The organism is Peribacillus sp. NPDC097225, from assembly GCF_044761955.1.
Lineage (GTDB): Bacteria > Bacillota > Bacilli > Bacillales > DSM-1321 > Peribacillus.
Window position 1 is genome coordinate 12,153 of the sequence record NZ_JBIWDJ010000003.1, and the last position, 16,878, is coordinate 29,030.

The 16,878-nt window shown below is 42.1% G+C and carries 19 protein-coding genes and 1 pseudogene; 12 read left to right on the plus strand and 8 right to left on the minus strand.

All coding sequences use genetic code 11. The features are described from left to right. Positions 1-293: 293 nt before the first annotated feature. The gene (locus ACIQXH_RS10110; protein WP_402867469.1) at positions 294-752 is read left to right on the plus strand and encodes a hypothetical protein; all 459 of its coding nucleotides are present in this window, start codon (positions 294-296) and stop codon (positions 750-752) included. Positions 753-786: 34 nt separating this feature from the next. Here ACIQXH_RS10110 and ACIQXH_RS10115 read toward each other — a convergent pair whose 3' ends face one another. Then, positions 787-1,560 (minus strand): STAS domain-containing protein, encoded by a 774-nt coding sequence (locus ACIQXH_RS10115; protein WP_402955170.1) that lies wholly within the window; start codon positions 1,558-1,560, stop codon positions 787-789. A gap of 157 nt (positions 1,561-1,717) precedes the next feature. Further along, positions 1,718-2,611: a PdaC/SigV domain-containing protein gene (locus tag ACIQXH_RS10120; RefSeq protein WP_402867471.1), complete on the minus strand. Its 894-nt coding sequence runs from the start codon at positions 2,609-2,611 to the stop codon at positions 1,718-1,720. A 112-nt stretch (positions 2,612-2,723) separates the two neighbouring features. On the opposite strand from ACIQXH_RS10120, the gene ACIQXH_RS10125 reads away from it, so the two are divergent. Both ACIQXH_RS10125 and ACIQXH_RS10130 read left to right on the plus strand, forming a co-directional pair. After that, positions 2,724-3,272 (plus strand): histidine phosphatase family protein, encoded by a 549-nt coding sequence (locus ACIQXH_RS10125; protein ID WP_402867472.1) that lies wholly within the window; start codon positions 2,724-2,726, stop codon positions 3,270-3,272. A gap of 202 nt (positions 3,273-3,474) precedes the next feature. Then, positions 3,475-4,263, plus strand: a complete 789-nt coding sequence (locus tag ACIQXH_RS10130) for an HAD family hydrolase (RefSeq protein WP_402867473.1) — start codon at positions 3,475-3,477, stop codon at positions 4,261-4,263. A 33-nt stretch (positions 4,264-4,296) separates the two neighbouring features. On the opposite strand, the pseudogene ACIQXH_RS10135 reads toward ACIQXH_RS10130, so the two are convergent. Next, positions 4,297-4,805 (minus strand): annotated as a pseudogene (locus ACIQXH_RS10135) (DUF3231 family protein). Positions 4,806-5,033: 228 nt separating this feature from the next. Here ACIQXH_RS10135 and ACIQXH_RS10140 point away from each other — a divergent pair. Further along, entirely contained in the window at positions 5,034-5,639 is a 606-nt protein-coding gene (locus tag ACIQXH_RS10140; protein ID WP_403123785.1) for a spore coat protein, read from the plus strand. Positions 5,640-5,696: 57 nt separating this feature from the next. On the opposite strand, the gene ACIQXH_RS10145 is transcribed toward ACIQXH_RS10140, so the two are convergent. The 3 genes from ACIQXH_RS10145 to ACIQXH_RS10155 all read right to left on the minus strand — a co-directional run bounded on the left by ACIQXH_RS10145 (position 5,697) and on the right by ACIQXH_RS10155 (position 7,453). Beyond that, complete coding sequence (locus tag ACIQXH_RS10145; protein WP_403123300.1) at positions 5,697-6,062, minus strand: carboxymuconolactone decarboxylase family protein; 366 nt, start codon at positions 6,060-6,062, stop codon at positions 5,697-5,699. A gap of 84 nt (positions 6,063-6,146) precedes the next feature. Further along, positions 6,147-6,923 carry a cytochrome c oxidase assembly protein gene (locus ACIQXH_RS10150; protein ID WP_402955185.1) on the minus strand — a complete coding sequence of 259 codons (777 nt, stop codon included), beginning with the start codon at positions 6,921-6,923 and terminating at the stop codon, positions 6,147-6,149. Positions 6,924-6,937: 14 nt separating this feature from the next. Continuing rightward, positions 6,938-7,453, minus strand: a complete 516-nt coding sequence (locus ACIQXH_RS10155) for a DUF2243 domain-containing protein (protein ID WP_403123303.1) — start codon at positions 7,451-7,453, stop codon at positions 6,938-6,940. A gap of 352 nt (positions 7,454-7,805) precedes the next feature. Here ACIQXH_RS10155 and ACIQXH_RS10160 point away from each other — a divergent pair, with 352 nt between their 5' ends. Both ACIQXH_RS10160 and ACIQXH_RS10165 read left to right on the plus strand, forming a co-directional pair. Then, positions 7,806-8,645: a manganese catalase gene (locus ACIQXH_RS10160; protein WP_402867477.1), complete on the plus strand. Its 840-nt coding sequence runs from the start codon at positions 7,806-7,808 to the stop codon at positions 8,643-8,645. Between the two features lie 177 nt (positions 8,646-8,822). Continuing rightward, positions 8,823-9,803 carry an NAD(P)H-quinone oxidoreductase gene (locus ACIQXH_RS10165; RefSeq protein WP_402990743.1) on the plus strand — a complete coding sequence of 327 codons (981 nt, stop codon included), beginning with the start codon at positions 8,823-8,825 and terminating at the stop codon, positions 9,801-9,803. A gap of 52 nt (positions 9,804-9,855) precedes the next feature. On the opposite strand, the gene ACIQXH_RS10170 is transcribed toward ACIQXH_RS10165, so the two are convergent. Next, positions 9,856-10,521, minus strand: coding sequence for a TetR/AcrR family transcriptional regulator (locus ACIQXH_RS10170; RefSeq protein ID WP_403123306.1), 666 nt, complete (start codon positions 10,519-10,521; stop codon positions 9,856-9,858). Positions 10,522-10,745: 224 nt separating this feature from the next. Here ACIQXH_RS10170 and ACIQXH_RS10175 point away from each other — a divergent pair, with 224 nt between their 5' ends. Together ACIQXH_RS10175 and ACIQXH_RS10180 are read left to right on the plus strand one after the other, a co-directional pair. Continuing rightward, positions 10,746-12,215: an aldehyde dehydrogenase family protein gene (locus tag ACIQXH_RS10175; protein WP_403123787.1), complete on the plus strand. Its 1,470-nt coding sequence runs from the start codon at positions 10,746-10,748 to the stop codon at positions 12,213-12,215. Positions 12,216-12,425: 210 nt separating this feature from the next. Continuing rightward, positions 12,426-13,190, plus strand: coding sequence for an arylamine N-acetyltransferase family protein (locus ACIQXH_RS10180; RefSeq protein ID WP_402867480.1), 765 nt, complete (start codon positions 12,426-12,428; stop codon positions 13,188-13,190). 36 nt (positions 13,191-13,226) lie between these two features. Here ACIQXH_RS10180 and ACIQXH_RS10185 read toward each other — a convergent pair whose 3' ends face one another. Beyond that, complete coding sequence (locus tag ACIQXH_RS10185) at positions 13,227-13,709, minus strand: tetratricopeptide repeat protein (protein WP_402867481.1); 483 nt, start codon at positions 13,707-13,709, stop codon at positions 13,227-13,229. 193 nt (positions 13,710-13,902) lie between these two features. On the opposite strand from ACIQXH_RS10185, the gene ACIQXH_RS10190 reads away from it, so the two are divergent. From ACIQXH_RS10190 to ACIQXH_RS10205, 4 genes are all read left to right on the plus strand, one after another. After that, positions 13,903-14,136 carry a hypothetical protein gene (locus tag ACIQXH_RS10190; protein ID WP_402867482.1) on the plus strand — a complete coding sequence of 78 codons (234 nt, stop codon included), beginning with the start codon at positions 13,903-13,905 and terminating at the stop codon, positions 14,134-14,136. Positions 14,137-14,509: 373 nt separating this feature from the next. Next, positions 14,510-15,307: a transporter substrate-binding domain-containing protein gene (locus ACIQXH_RS10195; RefSeq protein WP_402867483.1), complete on the plus strand. Its 798-nt coding sequence runs from the start codon at positions 14,510-14,512 to the stop codon at positions 15,305-15,307. A gap of 56 nt (positions 15,308-15,363) precedes the next feature. Next, entirely contained in the window at positions 15,364-16,008 is a 645-nt protein-coding gene (locus ACIQXH_RS10200) for an amino acid ABC transporter permease (RefSeq protein WP_402867484.1), read from the plus strand. After that, a complete protein-coding gene (locus tag ACIQXH_RS10205; RefSeq protein WP_402867485.1) occupies positions 16,005-16,739 on the plus strand; it encodes an amino acid ABC transporter ATP-binding protein in 735 nt (244 codons plus the stop codon). The genes ACIQXH_RS10200 and ACIQXH_RS10205 overlap by 4 nt, the downstream gene beginning before the upstream one ends. Positions 16,740-16,878: the final 139 nt, after the last annotated feature.

The window sequence follows — 16,878 nt, forward strand, 5'->3', positions numbered from 1 at the left end:
TTCATGCATGCCAAAAGCCAATGCGTCTATCCATTGGCTTTTTTTGTGCAGAGGATGAAAATACGAGTATACGAGGTCCGGTTATTCCAGTATGGTCGATATGGGAAATGGACATTTTGGTATGTTGTCTGGCAGATCGGGGCCAGGTGAGGAAGAGACTATCAATATTCACTTTTATGCTAAAGAGAAAAATGTACTGTTATTAAGAAAGAATCGCTTCGAAGGGAGATTGAATAGACGCGTCAGGGGGAGAAAATGTTATATAATAATAGCAAAAGTAAGGGGGAGAGTGAATGATAGTGAATACTGTAGCAGAATTGTGTGCAGAAGTTGAGAAGGTGTACCAGCCGTTACATGTTACATTAACGATTGACATCCTAGATAAGAGATTCGGTCCTGTAAAGGCGGAAGCGGAGATTACCGTTTGCCCCGTTGAATCCAAGGGGTATTTCGAGATCCTGGTCGAGGAACTTGAATCGGAGCATATCTATGCTGCTGAAAATGGGTCCATTTATGGCAGCTTTGGCATTGACCAAAGTATCCAGGTTTATGATGAGGTATTGAACACGGTTCCATTCGATGCATTAATCGGAACGGGAAACTGGAAAGAAAAGATGGATTCATATTTGGCGGAAGATACATTAAAGAGTCAACTTGAAACCGTGCTGAAGAATTACCAGTTCAGCGATATGAGCGGGAAATATAAATTCAGAAAAATATGCACGATAACGGACTTTCACCTTGAAAAGTGAACAAAATAATAGAGAAGGCGATGTCGCCTTCTCTTTATTCTTTAATTAATTTAAATCCATTGGTATCCAAGATATATTGAATGCCTTGCCTAAAGGAATTGAAGGGACGAAAATCGATATCTATCCGAGTTCGGAGGATCGACTGAGCAAGTTTTGGTCCGATGCCGACCACGACGGGTTCCACACCCATTAAGGACAGGGCCTTGAATATTTTATTGATACCATCCAATTCGAACATATCAAAGTCATGTTTAAACGAAGTGAAATCCAGGATGATATACTCGATTTGGTGATCTCTACAATAGTTCAGGATTTTAGATTGAATCGTTTCTAAACGGTCGGGCGTCATTTTTCCTATGATAGGCACTAAAGCCGTTGAATCGTGGACGGTTGGGATTATCGGCGTATCGATTTCCATAAGCAGTTTTTTGCCTTCCTTGATCGTTTCCTCATATTCCGTTACATCTTGCCATGAGAGGATAAAGCCTGTTCGCTTTCCACTTTCATTCAGTATTTCATCCACCATGATATTGGCACTGAATTTTTTGAAAAGAACGATTTGTGCCGAGTGTGGAAAAGGACCATCCCGAAGAATTTTTTCCTGTCGTTCCCCGTGAAAGGAACTGACGTTTAGTCCAATGAAATCATCGGGATTTGTTATTCTCACATAGGGACCGATGGTTACTAAAAGATCCCTCGCATATTGGTTAAACCAAACAATGGTATGGTCGGAATCCGTTAAAAAGATGTTTTCTTCTATTTTATCCAACAGTTGGTACGTGTTGACGTTATTTAATATATCTGACATGGAGATACCCCTTTATGCGATTTCTTATGATGCTCGCTCGCCAAAAATCGTAACAGATTGAGATGGATCTGTCTATTCTTTATCATATGTTAGCGAGAATGAATAAAGGGTAGTAAAAAGGCATAGGAGTTAAAGCCAATCCCCATGCCAAACTACATCATTTATAAACCGACCCCGGGATTTTTACGGATGGGTTTCCGGAAGAATAGGGAGCTACTTCGTATTCCTGGAATATTAGATAAATTCCGTCTTTAGTGTAATAAAACTGGGAATGTTTGTTTACGGGAACATCACTTTGTTTATCGACAAAAAAGTCTTCATGTTTGCTCATGTATTTGTAAGCGTACTTCTGTACTTTCTTATATTTCTGTTTCGATGTGAGGATGTCGGCAATTTTCATTTGCTTGCCGGAAGATATTTTGAAATTATATGATGTTACAGCGCCGATTCCGTGTGCCCCGCCCTCATATACATAATTGTAGAGCAGGATACTTAGCTTTCCGTCTTGGTTGTACTTCACTTTATATTGGGTCGCATACATATAGTTACACGTTTTCCCATTGCACCACTCTTCATTTTTATCATCCTTATCCGCTTGTTTCACTTTTAAATAGGATGTATAAGCTTCTTTGGCATGTTTAGTGAATGTTCGGTTGATTTTTTCCTGGGCTGTTTTACTTTTTAGTCCGGATACTTGAGGATACGATAAGTCACTGATACTTTTATACTTCTTCTTGGTAATCTTCACGGGGCTGAACGCTAAATATTTAGTAGATACATAGGATTTTTTGTCTTTGTAACGAATTTCCGACCATCCCGATTTGGTTCTGGAATAGACGGTCACTGATTTTCCTTTCTTTAGGGAGCCGACTTTTTTATAGTTGGTCCCAGGACCGCTCCTGACGGTCAAATCACTGTTCTTCGTATTGACCAAGGCATTTTCGGTAGTGGCAGCGGAAGCAGAGTCAGTTGATAGCAGAAAGTATGAAATAGTTGAAAAAGCTAGTATGGTAGCGAGGACGATTTTTGAGAGGTTTTTGATTGGCCACATGCGCATTCCTCCTAGTGCTATATTTTTACAGTTCCATTATATAAGGGTATTGATTAACTAGATAGTGTTATTTACGTATCAATTATATTACACAGATAATGAGGGGAATAGGATGAAAATTGGACTTGTACGACATTTTAAGGTCAATCATGATTTTCCAACCGGAAAGTATGTGACGGCCGATTTCATGGACCAATGGTTCAAGGATTATGATGAAGCGGATATTGTTTATGGGGAAACTCCACTATTGGATGTGGAGTGGAAGGCTTGCTACACAAGCGATATGTCGAGGGCACTGAAGACCGCCGAGCATATTTATCCCGATAAAATCATTCAAATGAAGGAACTGCGTGAAATTCCTTCGCCCCCTCTTAAAGGGAAAGTGAAACTGCCCTTCATTCTATGGGCCATCTGGATTCGGTGCTCCTCATTCTTGAACAAGCAAACGAGACTGGAAATCAAGAAAGCTGAAAAGCGGATCAATCAAGCACTGGATCAAATCTTGGCAAATGGGGAGCAAGATACCCTGATCGTGAGTCATGCGGCTCTCATGGTGTATATAAGGAAAGAGTTGATCCGAAGGGGGTTCTCTGGTCCGAAGTATGCAGTCGCCAGCAATGGGAGGTTATATATGTTCGAAAAGGTCCCCTTTCCTAAATAAGTGGAAAATAGTTTGTAAGGGGCCACAATGATAGTGGTATGGGTGGTTTGTATCCGTGTAAGTAATGCGAAAATCTTTTTATTATTCCAGAAAAAGATGTAGGTAATTTCCCCAATAGTTATTCTTTTTCCAACCGTTGTGGTTTATTATTGTAATAGTGCAATTTTTTCGAATATAACGAATGGAAAAGAGGGTGAACGTCTTGGTGAAAGCTATATTTTTTGATTTGGATGATACATTACTCTGGGATCAGAAAAGTGTGAAAGAAGCTTTTGTAGCAACATGTGAAGTGGCAAAGGCGAAGTATGACGTGAATATTGGCGAGTTTGAGGAAGCGGTGCGCAAGGAAGCACGTGAGCTTTATTCTTCTTATGATACATACGAGTTTACGAAAATGATTGGAATCAATCCTTTCGAAGGGCTTTGGGGAGATTTTCAGGATGACCATGATGAGTTCCGGAAAATGGCCAAGATTGTGCCGACATACCGGAAAGAGGCATGGACCAGAGGGTTGAAGGCCCTAGGTATTGATGATCCGGCATTCGGGGCGGAACTTGCAGAACGCTTTCCGGCTGAGAGACGGAAAAAGCCGTTCATCTATGAAGAGTCCTTCCGCGTGTTGGATGAGTTAAAAGGAAAGTACAAATTGTTATTGCTGACGAATGGTTCACCCCAGCTTCAAAATACGAAGCTTGAAATCACGCCTGAACTTGTCCCATATTTTGATCAGATTGTCATTTCCGGTGCGTTTGGACGCGGAAAACCGGATGCTTCCATTTTTGAGCATGCACTTGAACTCATGAATCTTGATAAGGATGAAGTGCTCATGGTCGGTGATAATTTAATGACGGATATTCTTGGTGCCACACGTGCCGGCATTCAGTCGGTATGGATCAATCGTCATGACAAGGAACGGAATGAAGTCATCCCTTCCTATGAAATCAAACATCTAGAAGAACTATATCCCATTCTTGAGGGGTTAAAAGAATAAAACAGAAATCCCCCTTTATCTGGGGGATTCATTTTATTTCGTTTTATTAAAATGGAGGGGTGGCGCGACCAACCATCCTTTTTTCTTGTTCAAATGAAGGAAATTGGCACCCATAGCTGCATGTTCAGTATGGAATTGTTCGAACATCCCTGCAATGTCCTCCCGTATGGATTGGGCTATCATATTGCTGCAAGCTATTAAACCGGCGGCAATATCCATGGATATGGAAGCGGCGATTTCCGGGTCCTGAAAGCGGGCGCCAACGGGGATTTCTTCAATATCGACTTTTGATCGATCAGGTGGCGTTGGAGGTAATCCGATACCATTTTCCTTTCAATAGTGCCTCCACTTTGGCGATTTCCTGTTTCCCTCTTTCGATTTTTTCTTCAATCAATTTACGCAGATCTTCATCACCAGCATGGTTGAGCAAGGTTTGATGACAAGCGATACAAGCCCTTTGTGGTTGCTAAATAGGTCCACGTTCCAAATACTTCTCCGTAGTGCATCGGTTCTTCTTTTGGATTTCCACTTAATATTCCCATCGTCAACCTCCTTATGAAATAGGCAATCATACTGTAATGTACTCTGTTTCCACACCGTTATTAATCGCAACGAAGAACGATATTTCAATGAGAAATTTGGTCAATGGAAGGGAACAGGCATGAATATTCCCTATCGGTTTACCCATACTAATATTGGTTCCAACATCATACAAGGAGGGGATGTAAGTGCAAAATCAAAATCAACAACAGGGTCAAACACATCAAAATATGCAAACAGGCGCGGTACCTCCGCAAATGAATCATGGTGGTCATGAACTATTTGATGCACACGAAGTGCTAGCGGGGACGATTAGTGTTTTGGATACCTATATGTTGCTCCGTCAACATGTACAGGACCCAGAATTATTGGATATCCTTGATCGTCAATATCAGTTCATCCAACAGGAATATAATACTTCCTTAGAGGCTTTCCAGACGGGGCAAAAACCTTCCGTACCAACCCAAACCTACAATATGAACCAAGGCAATGATTTTATTTATGGCCTAAAGCCATCACACCCGAAGAAACCTATCCAATCCGTGTCAGAGATTAATGACCAAGGGGTATCGGCCTTGATGCTAGGGGCTGTGAAATCCAGTGCAACATTAAAAGCCATGTCCGCACTTGAGATGACAAATCCAGTACTGCGTCGGGTCATCGCTGATTCCGTTCCGAATTGCATAGAGATGGCCTATGAGATTTCGCTTTATCAAAACAAACATCATTATTACCAAGTACCACAGCTTCAACAGCAGGATATGCAACAAATGATAAACTCATTTGCTCCTGCAAGCGGGAATCCAACCAATACCAACAACAATATGACCCATTGATCATAATCATTAAAGAAGGCGAGCATGTAATATGCTCGCCTTTCTTTGTTTCGATTGTTATTGTTTGAGCTGGTTCAAATCATCAATGCACGTTTGGATGAGCGTGACTGCCTGGCTCATCGCTGCACCACCACCAAATGCAACGGTTACGCCTATTGTTTCAAGTATTTCCTGTTCCGAGCAACCTTGATCGAGGCAGCCTTTCGTATGATAGATAATGCAATATTCATCCTGGGAATATAAGCTTATCCCTAAAGCTATCAGTTGTTTCTGCTTCTTCGATAAGATGCCTTCTTTAAAGCATTCTTCCGTTAAAGAATTGAACTTTGTTGCAAGTTTAGGCATCTTTTCCGTAAAAGAGCCGATTCCAGCTTTATATTCATGAAGAGCGGCTTCTGTCGTATTCTTCGTTTCAAATTCCAAGTTTAGTTCAGCTCCATCCTAATATTCTTTTCCTAGAAATTAGTATGAGCCAAATAGGGATGATTAAACATAAAATTATAGAGATTAAAATTCCGTATTTAGCGGCGGACGGGGTCTGGCGGTTTTATACCATTGAAAGCAAAGCAAACCAATGAGTACGAGGTCGATGGCATCCCCGGCATAGTACATGAGGACGGCTCCGGATTCCGCCTGGTGAGACATGACCCCGATTGGAGGGTTTGCATAGATGTATTTGGATAGGATTCCATGACCGGCTAAAGCAAGGACGAAGATAATGCATCGGAATACGAAACTGAACCGGTGCGGGGCCGGATCGATATAAACCATGGAAGCCGTGAAAAGATAGCCGGCAAGGAATACATGGATATGCACCAACAGATAGAGAGAGGCATGTTGATGCATGGCCGCATACAATTCCGTCGTATAAAGCACCCAAAGCCCTCCGATATTCAAGGTGGATGCTGTGATGGGGTTACTCAAAATGCGTACTGGCCAGGTTTTCAACAGACGTGAAAGACGCCTTGCGTGAGGCACTTTTAATGTGCGGAGCAGAAGAGTCATGGGTGCTGCAAGGACCATCAGCAGTGGAGCAAGCATGCCAAGGAGCAAATGGCTGACCATATGTGCGGTGAAACTCATATGACCCCGGTCCGCTATGGGTCCAATCACTGAAGCGGCAGCACAAGTCACTCCGAACACCCAAAAGAACATTCGGTGAAGTGGCCACTTTTTATGCTTTCGGTTGGAAAGGATCATCGCTGCTATATATAGGACCAAAATGATGGCGAGTAGTATCACCAGAGGGATTCCGGTAGAAGGCCCACTCGTGATATGATGCATATGTTCATCCTTCGTCATGATGATTTAGATTCTTTCGCTCTTATTATCGTACTTCGTCTTGTACGATAGATGAGGTAGACACCGACTACAATCAAAGCCGCAGCAATTATGTTCCAAATCAAATCGTACGGGAGGATATCCACATCATAACGAATTTGATGCAGCCTCATCAGCTTATGTTGGATGATCCCGTCATATAATTGGAAGCCACCAGCCCCTAGAAATACACCGCCTTGCCATCTTTTCAACCATAAGGCATTCCGTCTGCGAAGGTCAGCGAACATGAATAAAGAACCGATGGTCGCAAACCAGCTCAAAGCATGAAATAAACCATCAGAAACGAGTCCGATATTGGTCGTCGACTTATCATAAAAATGATGCCAATGCAGGAGTTGATGAAAGACCATTTCATCTATGAATGCGACAAGGCCGATGCCGAATAAGATGCCCGACCAAATATTGCGGGACGAGTAGATATAGCGATTTTCCGACATGGATTTATTTTTATGGTGCCGTGGTCTAACGTCCATATATGTATCCTCCTTCAATGAATCGTAGGTATACTATACCGTGAATCCTCTCAGTTTTTTTGAAACTATAATCCCCCCTACAGTTAAGTATCTTCCATATATTGATAATATCCATTGTTTCTACTATACCACCCAAAGGACAAAATGAACCTCTTATTCAACCAGTATTCACAAATTTTTTTGTGAAGATTTTTGTGGTTTTGGGGCAGGAAATCCGGGTAATAAAATAAACGTGACAGTAATTAGTAACCTTCCATTCGGAAAAAGGAAGGGACGATGTCAACCTAACAGCAAAGAAAGATTCATATAATAGCACGGATGAAAACTCTAGAAAATTAAAGGAGGAATCATTATGTTTCGTCATCAAAAAGAATTGCAATTTGAAGTAAAACCAGATCGTCCGGATCCTATGCTTGCCCGTCAAATCCAAGAGGTATTGGGTGGACAGTTCGGGGAAATGACAGTCATGATGCAATATTTATTCCAAGGCTTTAACTGTCGTGGAGAAGAAAAGTATAAGGACATGTTGATGGACATTGGTACGGAGGAAATTGGACACGTTGAAATGCTTTGTTCCTTGATTAGTCAATTGCTGGATGGAGCTTCACCCGAAGATCAAGCAGAAGCAGCCAAAGACCCGGTAACAGCAGCCATCATGGGCGGCATCAATCCACAGCATCTGCTTGTAAGCGGACTTGGAGGACTGCCAACGAACTCAAATGGTGTTCCTTGGAACGGTTCCTACATCGTAGCAAGTGGTAATTTATTAGCGGACATGCGTTCAAACCTGCATGCTGAGAGTCAAGGACGTCTGCAGGTAGCGCGTTTGTACCATATGACAAAAGATGAGGGTGTACGTGCGACCTTCCGTAAAATGCTTGCACGCGACCGTTATCACCAATATCAATGGATGGCGGCCATTGCAGAGTTAGAAGAGAAAAATGGTGTAGTCGTGCCGGCTTCCTTCCCACCTGAAGCCGAATTGGAATCACAGAAGGAAGCCTATGAATTCTGGAACCTTTCAGAAGGACAAGAATCAGCAGAAGGTCTATGGGCGACAGGAAGCGCTCCGGATGGAACAGGAGATTTTGTCTATGTAGCCGAGCCCGTTGCAAAAGGTCAAATCCCTAATCCAAAGGTTCCCGCTACTCAATTGCATCATGATCTGGATGGTAAGGCCGTATTGAAATAAGACCTTTTAATTATCAGGTTTTGTAACCTGTCCCTTGGGGGGCAGGTTTTTTCTGATTAGGAAGCAAGGGAATCATGCTTATTTTAACGCTTTCCTAGTTTTGACATTCAATGATTTGCCTGATGCTTTTATTTAGAGTAGCATATAGCTCACAAAAAGGACTGGGGGAGATTATAAATGAAAGCAGTGACAGTGAAGCAACCTGGAGGTGCGGATCAATTAGAATTTGAGGAATTTTCCATTCCACGTATAGGTCCTGGTGATTTGTTGATCAAGGTGCAGGCCTCTGCAATCAACAGAACGGATATCATAGCCAGGGAAGGAAAAGCAGGATACATGACCAATCCCATTTTAGGCATCGAAGTGGCCGGTGAAGTAGTGGAAGCAGCACCTGGAACTCGTATCGATTTAGGAACAAGGGTAATGGGACTCGTTAATGGTGGGGGATATGCAGAATACGCCGTCATGCCCGCGGACCGGGCAATGTTGGTACCGGAAAACCTGACATTTGAAGAAGCTGCAGCCATTCCCGAAGTATTTCTGACAGCTTATCAAACTCTGTTCTGGTTAGGACAAATAAAAGATCAGGATACCGTGTTGATTCATGCCGGAGGAAGCGGAGTCGGTACGGCCGCTATCCAATTGGCTAAACAAATGACCCAAGCAAAGATCATCACAACCGCCGGTTCGGAAGAAAAACTGGAGTTTTGCCAATCCCTTGGGGCGGATGTATGCATCAATTATAAAAAACAATCGTTCGACGAAGAAGTACTGAAGGCTACTGATAATAAAGGCGTGGATGTAATTCTTGATTTCGTCGGTGCTTCATACTGGGAGAAAAATCTTAGAAGTATAGCCACGGATGGACGCTGGGTGTTAATCGGCATCCTGGGCGGAACCGTGGTGAATCAAGTGAACCTGATGGATCTGCTGCTTAAGAGGGTCCATTTGAAGGGTACCTTATTGACTCCAAGAAGCGATGCGTATAAAAAAGAGCTGACAGAAGAATTCGTCCAAAAAGCGATGCCGTTATTCAAACAAGGAAAAATCAGGGCGATAGTGGATCGAGCCTTCCCGTTTGAAGGCGTCCAAGAGGCCCACCGACATATGGAACAGAATAAGAATACAGGGAAAATAGTCATGAAGGTACATGAATAGAAGCAAAGGGGCTGACCAGGAGTTTTCTTGGTCAGCCCCTTTTTCATGATCATCAGAATGTCGATGCAAGCTTTTGAAGGATGCGTTCGATCACTTCATGGATCTGTTCATCCACTTCGCCGTCAATTGCCTCAGGTTTTAGCACTTGTACTGTCTTCGCTTGATAATGATCATAAAGGACATGCTTCAAGGAAAGTCCTTCTTTTAATAAAAAGTAGGAGTCCGTCATGACTTTCAGTGCAGCTTCATCCTGAATGATCAGGATTGTGGGATTCAGCTCATGGAAAATTCCATCTGCCATTCCCTGTGAATAGAACGAGTGGACGGTAGCCAGCCGTTCTTTTCTCGCCTCCATCTTTCTTGAATAGAGTGCGGGACAGCCAATCTTTAAGTCACTCATGAATATGTCAGAGGCATAAAGCGCCGATAAGACCGTTTGCTCATACACCTTTTGAAGCCGGATCTGATACGATAAGGACTCATCGGCAATCATCTGATCGGCTTCATGGATGTAGGCAAGGTAGTATTCGATCACTTCTAAAAGGATTTCTTCTTTTGAGGAAAAGTAATTATATAAAGAAGCCCGGCTTATATTCATCAATTTGGCCATATCTGAAATGGTCAGGGATAGGAACCCTTTCGTACGTACCACGTTCATGATTCTTTTTACATAGGATTTTCTCAATAATTGTTTTTCTTCAGGTGCGATTTTTCGCAAAAACGACACCCCCTTCAATACGAAAATTATATCATACTCCCATTTTCCATGCCTTGAGGCGGATAAGTTTACAAAAAGACGTAAGAGGTTTAAAGTATGAATATAAACACTTTAGACACTATCTATCTATTTTGTCTAAAGTGTTGGGCGGTTGCTTAAGCACATGAACAATCCCCTCGAAGTGAATGACACAATAGATACATGTAAAGGAGAAAACATAAATGATGAATATAGATTTTACTCGTATGTATATAGATGGAGAATGGCAAACAGGGAATAGTGACAAGTCGATGACGAACGTCAATCCTTTTACAGGTGAAGAACTTTTCACCATCCAGGCCGCTACAAAAGAAGATCTGAACAGGGCCTATGAAGCAGCAAGCCTTGCACAGGAAAAGTGGGCTAACGAACTTCCGCAAGTTAAACGGGCAGTGTTGGAAAAAGCCATCCTTGTCATGCAGGATAATAGGGACCTGATCACCGATTGGATTATTAAAGAATCAGGAAGTACCTTCATGAAGGCTCAGTCTGAATTCCAAGCTTCCCTCAACATCTTGAAAGAGGCTACCACTTATCCATATCGCATGGAGGGGAAAATCCTTCCTTCACAAGTACCAGGAAAAGAAAATCGTGTGTACCGAAATCCATTAGGCGTAATCGGCATCATTAGCCCATGGAATTTCCCTTTCCATCTGGCGATTCGATCTATAGCCCCGGCACTAGCTACCGGAAATGCGGTCGTCATCAAACCTGCTACAGATACACCGGTCACTGGCGGTTTGATCTTTGCCAGCATTTTTGAAGCGGCAGGCCTTCCAAAAGGCTTGTTGAATGTCATTGTCGGGCGCGGATCTGAAATCGGTGATGATATCGTTACCCATCCGACCCCACGCCTGATTTCCTTTACGGGCTCCACGGAAGTGGGCAGGCATATTGGAGAGCTTGCAGGTCGGGGACTTAAGAAAACAGCATTGGAATTGGGCGGAAATAATGCCTTCATCGTGCTTGATGACGCAAATATCGAGCAAGCCGTCGATTCCGCATTATTCGGGAAATTCTATCACCAAGGACAAATCTGTATGGCAATCAATCGGATTTTTGTCCATAAAGACATTTATGACGAATTTGCTGAACGATTCACCCAACTTGCAGGAAAACTTAAATACGGAAATCCTGCGAATGAGGATACCAATGTAGGACCGCTCATCAACCGAGATCAGGTCGATCGTATCTTAAAAGATATAGAAGGAAGCGTTGAGCAAGGAGCCAAGATTCGCTTGGGCGGACAAGCAAATGGCAATGTTCTTCAGCCGACCGTGATCACTGGAGTGACAAATACGATGCCACTTGCTGAGAACGAAATCTTTGGACCGGTTGCCATCTTGATACCTTTTGAAAATGATGAAGACGTAATCCAAATGGTCAATGCGTATCCATACGGCCTAAGCGGATCCGTTCATTCTTCAAATCTTGAACGTGGCACACAAGTCGCTCATAAAATCCACACGGGCATGATTCATGTTAATGATCAATCCGTTAACGATGAGCCACACATGCCTTTCGGAGGAGAAAAAGACTCAGGTCTTGGCCGCTTCAATGGAGAATGGGTACTTGAAGAATTCACGACGTTAAAATGGCTGTCCGTTCAACATAACAGCCGTAATTATGGTCCATTCATCAATAGATTAAAATGAATGGGATAAACCGAAAACATCCAAAGAGAACGTTCTTTGGATGTTTTTTGCGCGTATACATTTTTAGAATGATTAAAGGAATGAATTTTCCAGCGTTTATAAAAAGTGTGGATATTCATATTTAATATTTTTCGATTTCACGGGGGATATGATAAGGTACAAGACATATACCACATATCTTATCAAAACATTGAATAAGGAGAGTCGAACATGGGACAAATCAATGAATTGTTTCGAAAAAGAATTGGAATCTCGGAAAGTGAAAAAGTAACGTTTGGAAATATTCCCAATATACTTGAGAAAACGGCCAACACGATTCCCTTTGAAAACTCATCGGTCCTTGCCAAACAATCAAGTGATATCTCCGAAGAAAACATTATGGAGAAAGTCTTGATGAGGAATGAGGGGGGCGTTTGCTATGAACTGAATGCGGCCCTCTATTTTTTCTTCCTCGAAAATGGATTGGAGGTCTCCTTGGTTCGCGGAGTGATATACAACCAAGGATGGTCGATAACCGGAAGAACACATGTAGCCATACTATTAATGCATGAAGGGGAACCCTATTTAGTGGATACGGGTTTTGGAGGCAACTTACCATTAAGGCCAGTACCGTTAAACGGGGAAACCGTTCATTCTAACAATGGGGAATTCCGGGTGAAACGGATGGATACCGATCATGGCAATCATATCCTGGAACTGAAGCTGAAGCATAAAGATCCTGAATGGAGAATAGGATATGCCTTTGATACGGCACATCCTGTAGAACATATGAGGGAATTGAATGAGGTACAAACCATCATCAGGCAACATCCGAATTCACCTTTTAACAAAAGCCGACTGATCACACGACTTACCGACAATGGGAGTATCACGTTGACGGAAACCTCCTTTACCCGATGGGCAGACGGGAAAGTAGAAAAAGAGGAAGTCGATGAGAAACGTTTTAAAGAGATACTGAACCAATACTTCGGATAATGATGCAAATGGTGATAGGCTAACATGACCTGCGTATCACCATGTCTGATTTAATTTGTCACTATAAAAAACGATGGCTTCTTTATACTGTAATATGGATTCGTCAGATGTCGTTTCGACTAAAGTGTTTAGAAGGACTGCCATCGCTTTTTCATATTGCTTTAAATTATATAAGGTCATGGAATAAAAAACTTTTATTTGCTCAGAGTCTGGGAATAATAATAGCGCCTCTTCAAAAAGGTTCTGTGCCTCTACATATCTTCCTATTGATCGATAAGTACTTCCCAATCCTAAATAGGCTCCTTCTAAGTCTTTAGGAGGGAGTCCTAATTGAATGGCTTTTTCGTAATGAGGGACTGCCTCAGTTTCCAATCCCAAATTATCGTAGCACCAAGCCATTTGATACTGAAATATGGCATGGTCAGGTTCTTTATTTATTAATGTTTTCATTACGTTTTTAGCATCTTCAAATCTTCTCGCTTTTCGATATGTGAAAACTTTCATCAGTAAATCATTCATAGTAAAAATCCTCCTGCCTCAGGTTGATTTGGTATAAATTGAAATATGATCATTTATATCAAACTCCATAAAAACCCGCAAGAGAAAAAGAGACCAGGAATAAACGTTTTTATTTTTATATTCACCATATAAGCAGGACTATCATGTATCTCTGTCGAATAAAGTACGTTAGGTGAAAAGAGGATGATGAAAAATGAGTAAAGAGAAATATAAGTTTTATTATGTAAATGGAGTAACGGAAGAGTTAGAGGCAAATGAGCCATTAACTGATCATGCGAGCATCATTAACCTTCAGTTAATTCAGAATGCGACGTGGCTTCAAGTCGGCGGCAAACATATAAATTTGGCAAATGTCATTAGTATTGAGTTTGTTGGGGAACAAGATAGACTGAAACAAGACCCAATCCAGTATAGACCCAATAAATAAAGCGCAAATGTTTTTATTATGGAGTGAAAACTTTACGAAAAAGAATAATCCAGGGATGGTCATTTATGATCGTCCTTTTTCTTATGGGGATGAATTTCTGGAAGAAGGGACAAGGCATATAGGTATCTACCCGTCTAGTAGGGGTATCGTACTATTCACAGGTACGAGTGTACTCCTCCCTAGTAAATAAAAACTTTTCATAAGAAATCTAGCCCATCATCGAAAAGATTCTACTGAACCAGTAATGGATGATCCAGCGGATGTTTTATATTTATCCAGACTACAAATATAACATTTTTTTATATTTATGTTATATTATAGGATATAAGTAGTTAGTGAGAAAATACCTAAAAAGGTATATCGGAGGGATTTTATGAAGAAGCTTGGTTTACTTAGTTTGTTTTTCATTCTTACTCTTGTAATCTCAGCATGTGGAACCAATGACACAACAGCTGTAAAAGAGAAAGGGAATGGTACCGGAACAGAAGAGAAAAATGAAAAGGTTTACAAAGTGGGTGTGGATACAACCTACCCACCATTTGAATTTAAAGATGGAAATGATTATAAGGGTATTGATATTGATTTAATCCAGGCGATAGCGAAAGACCAAGGCTTTACGATTGAACTTTCCCCAATGGATTTTGGTGGAATCATCCCGGCACTGCAAGCGAATCAGCTTGACGTGGCCATTGCAGGAATGAGCATCACCGATGAAAGAAAAAAGGTAGTGGATTTCTCGGAGCCATATTTCGATGCCGGATTGACGGTGGTCGTCAATAAGGATAATACGGCCGTTAAATCTGTTGATGACCTTAAAGGAAAAACCGTGGCCGTGAAAAAAGGAACGACGGGTGCCAAATATGCACAAGATAATTCTAAGAAACTAGGAATTAAAGTCGTTCAATTCAATGACAGCCCAGCTATGTTTCAGGAAGTGTCGAACGGAAATGCAGAAGCGCTTATCGAAGATTACCCGGTTATCTCCTATGCAATCACTCAGAAGGACCTAGGCCTACAAATCGTGGGAGATCGTTTGAATGGTGATCAGTATGGCATTGCCGTATTGAAAGGGAAGAATCAGGAGTTGCTGGAACAAATCAATAAAGGGCTTGCCAACCTTAAAGAAGACGGAACATACGATGAGATTTTAAAAACATATCTTGGTGAATAAAGGATGCTTAAGGCGCGCTTAAAGCGCGCCTTCTTTTTTGAAAGGAGATGAAAAGAATGGATATCATTGTTTCGGCGTTACCCTATTTATTACAAGGACTGCAAGTGACGCTATATATATTTGTGATTGCCATCATATTAGGTTTTTTAATCGGTTTAGTCGTGGCCATGCTGCGCCTGGCCCCACTCAAGATATTGAATTGGATAGCGAAGATCTATGTAGACGCGATTCGGGGAACTCCTTTTATCGTTCAATTGTTTTTCATCTACTTCGGGATAAACTCCCTGCAATGGATCTCCCTGAACAATACAACGGCTGGGATCATCACCGTTGCAATCAATGCAGGGGCATACTTTGCCGAGATAATAAGAGCGGGCATACAATCCATTGATAAAGGACAAACGGAAGCGGCGAGATCCATCGGATTCACCAGTCCACAAACGATGCGCTACATCGTTCTTCCGCAAGCTTTCAGGAGAATGCTCCCTACTATCACGAACCAATCGATCATTAGTTTAAAAGACACCTCGCTTCTATCGATCATAGGCATTGCGGATTTGACCCAGCAAGGGCAGATTCAGGCGTCGGCGACATTTGAAGCGTTCAAGATTTGGCTGACTGTCGGTGTAGTCTACTTTATCATCATTTACCTGTTAACCTTGCTTGCTAATTTCATAGAGAGGAGGGTCCAATTAAGATGAGCATGATCACGGTGAAAAATTTGAAGAAATCCTTCGGTCAGGTGGAAGTCCTGAAAGATATCAATGCAGTTGTGCAGGAAAAAGAAGTGATTTGCGTTATTGGTCCTTCGGGTTCTGGAAAGAGTACATTCCTTCGTTGCCTTAACCTCCTTGAGGATGTTACGGGTGGGGAGGTAGTGATTAACGGGCATGAGATAACGAATAAAAAAACGAAAATCAATATAAATAAAGTGAGACAAGAGGTAGGGATGGTTTTTCAGCATTTCAATCTATTCCCGCATAAAACCGTTTTGGAGAACATTACATTGGGGCCCATTAAAATAAAGGATATCGAGAAAGGAAAGGCGGAAGAATTCGCATATGGATTACTGGATAAGGTAGGGCTTAGAGAGAAAGCGAAAAGTTATCCCGGAGAGCTATCAGGCGGCCAAAAACAACGGGTGGCCATTGCGAGGGCACTAGCCATGAATCCAAAAATCATGCTTTTCGATGAACCGACTTCCGCACTTGACCCTGAAATGGTGGGGGATGTTCTAGAAGTCATGAAACAGCTGGCCAAAGAGGGGATGACCATGGTTGTGGTCACCCATGAAATGGGCTTTGCCCGGGAAGTCGGGGACCGTGTCCTATTCATGGACGGTGGGTATATAGTCGAAGAAAACGAACCAAATGAATTATTTGGAAATCCTCGGCATGAGCGCACCCAATCCTTCCTAAGCAAGGTGCTTTAATAGAAAGGGCTTCGTTTAGGGGGCTGATGTCGATGTGTAGCGAAAACGATGCGTTTTAAGGAAGGCAACTTACCCTCAAGGGAAGTTGCCGTTTTTGCGATGGAGAACTTTTTTATGAAGCCTTTTGCATCAACAGATA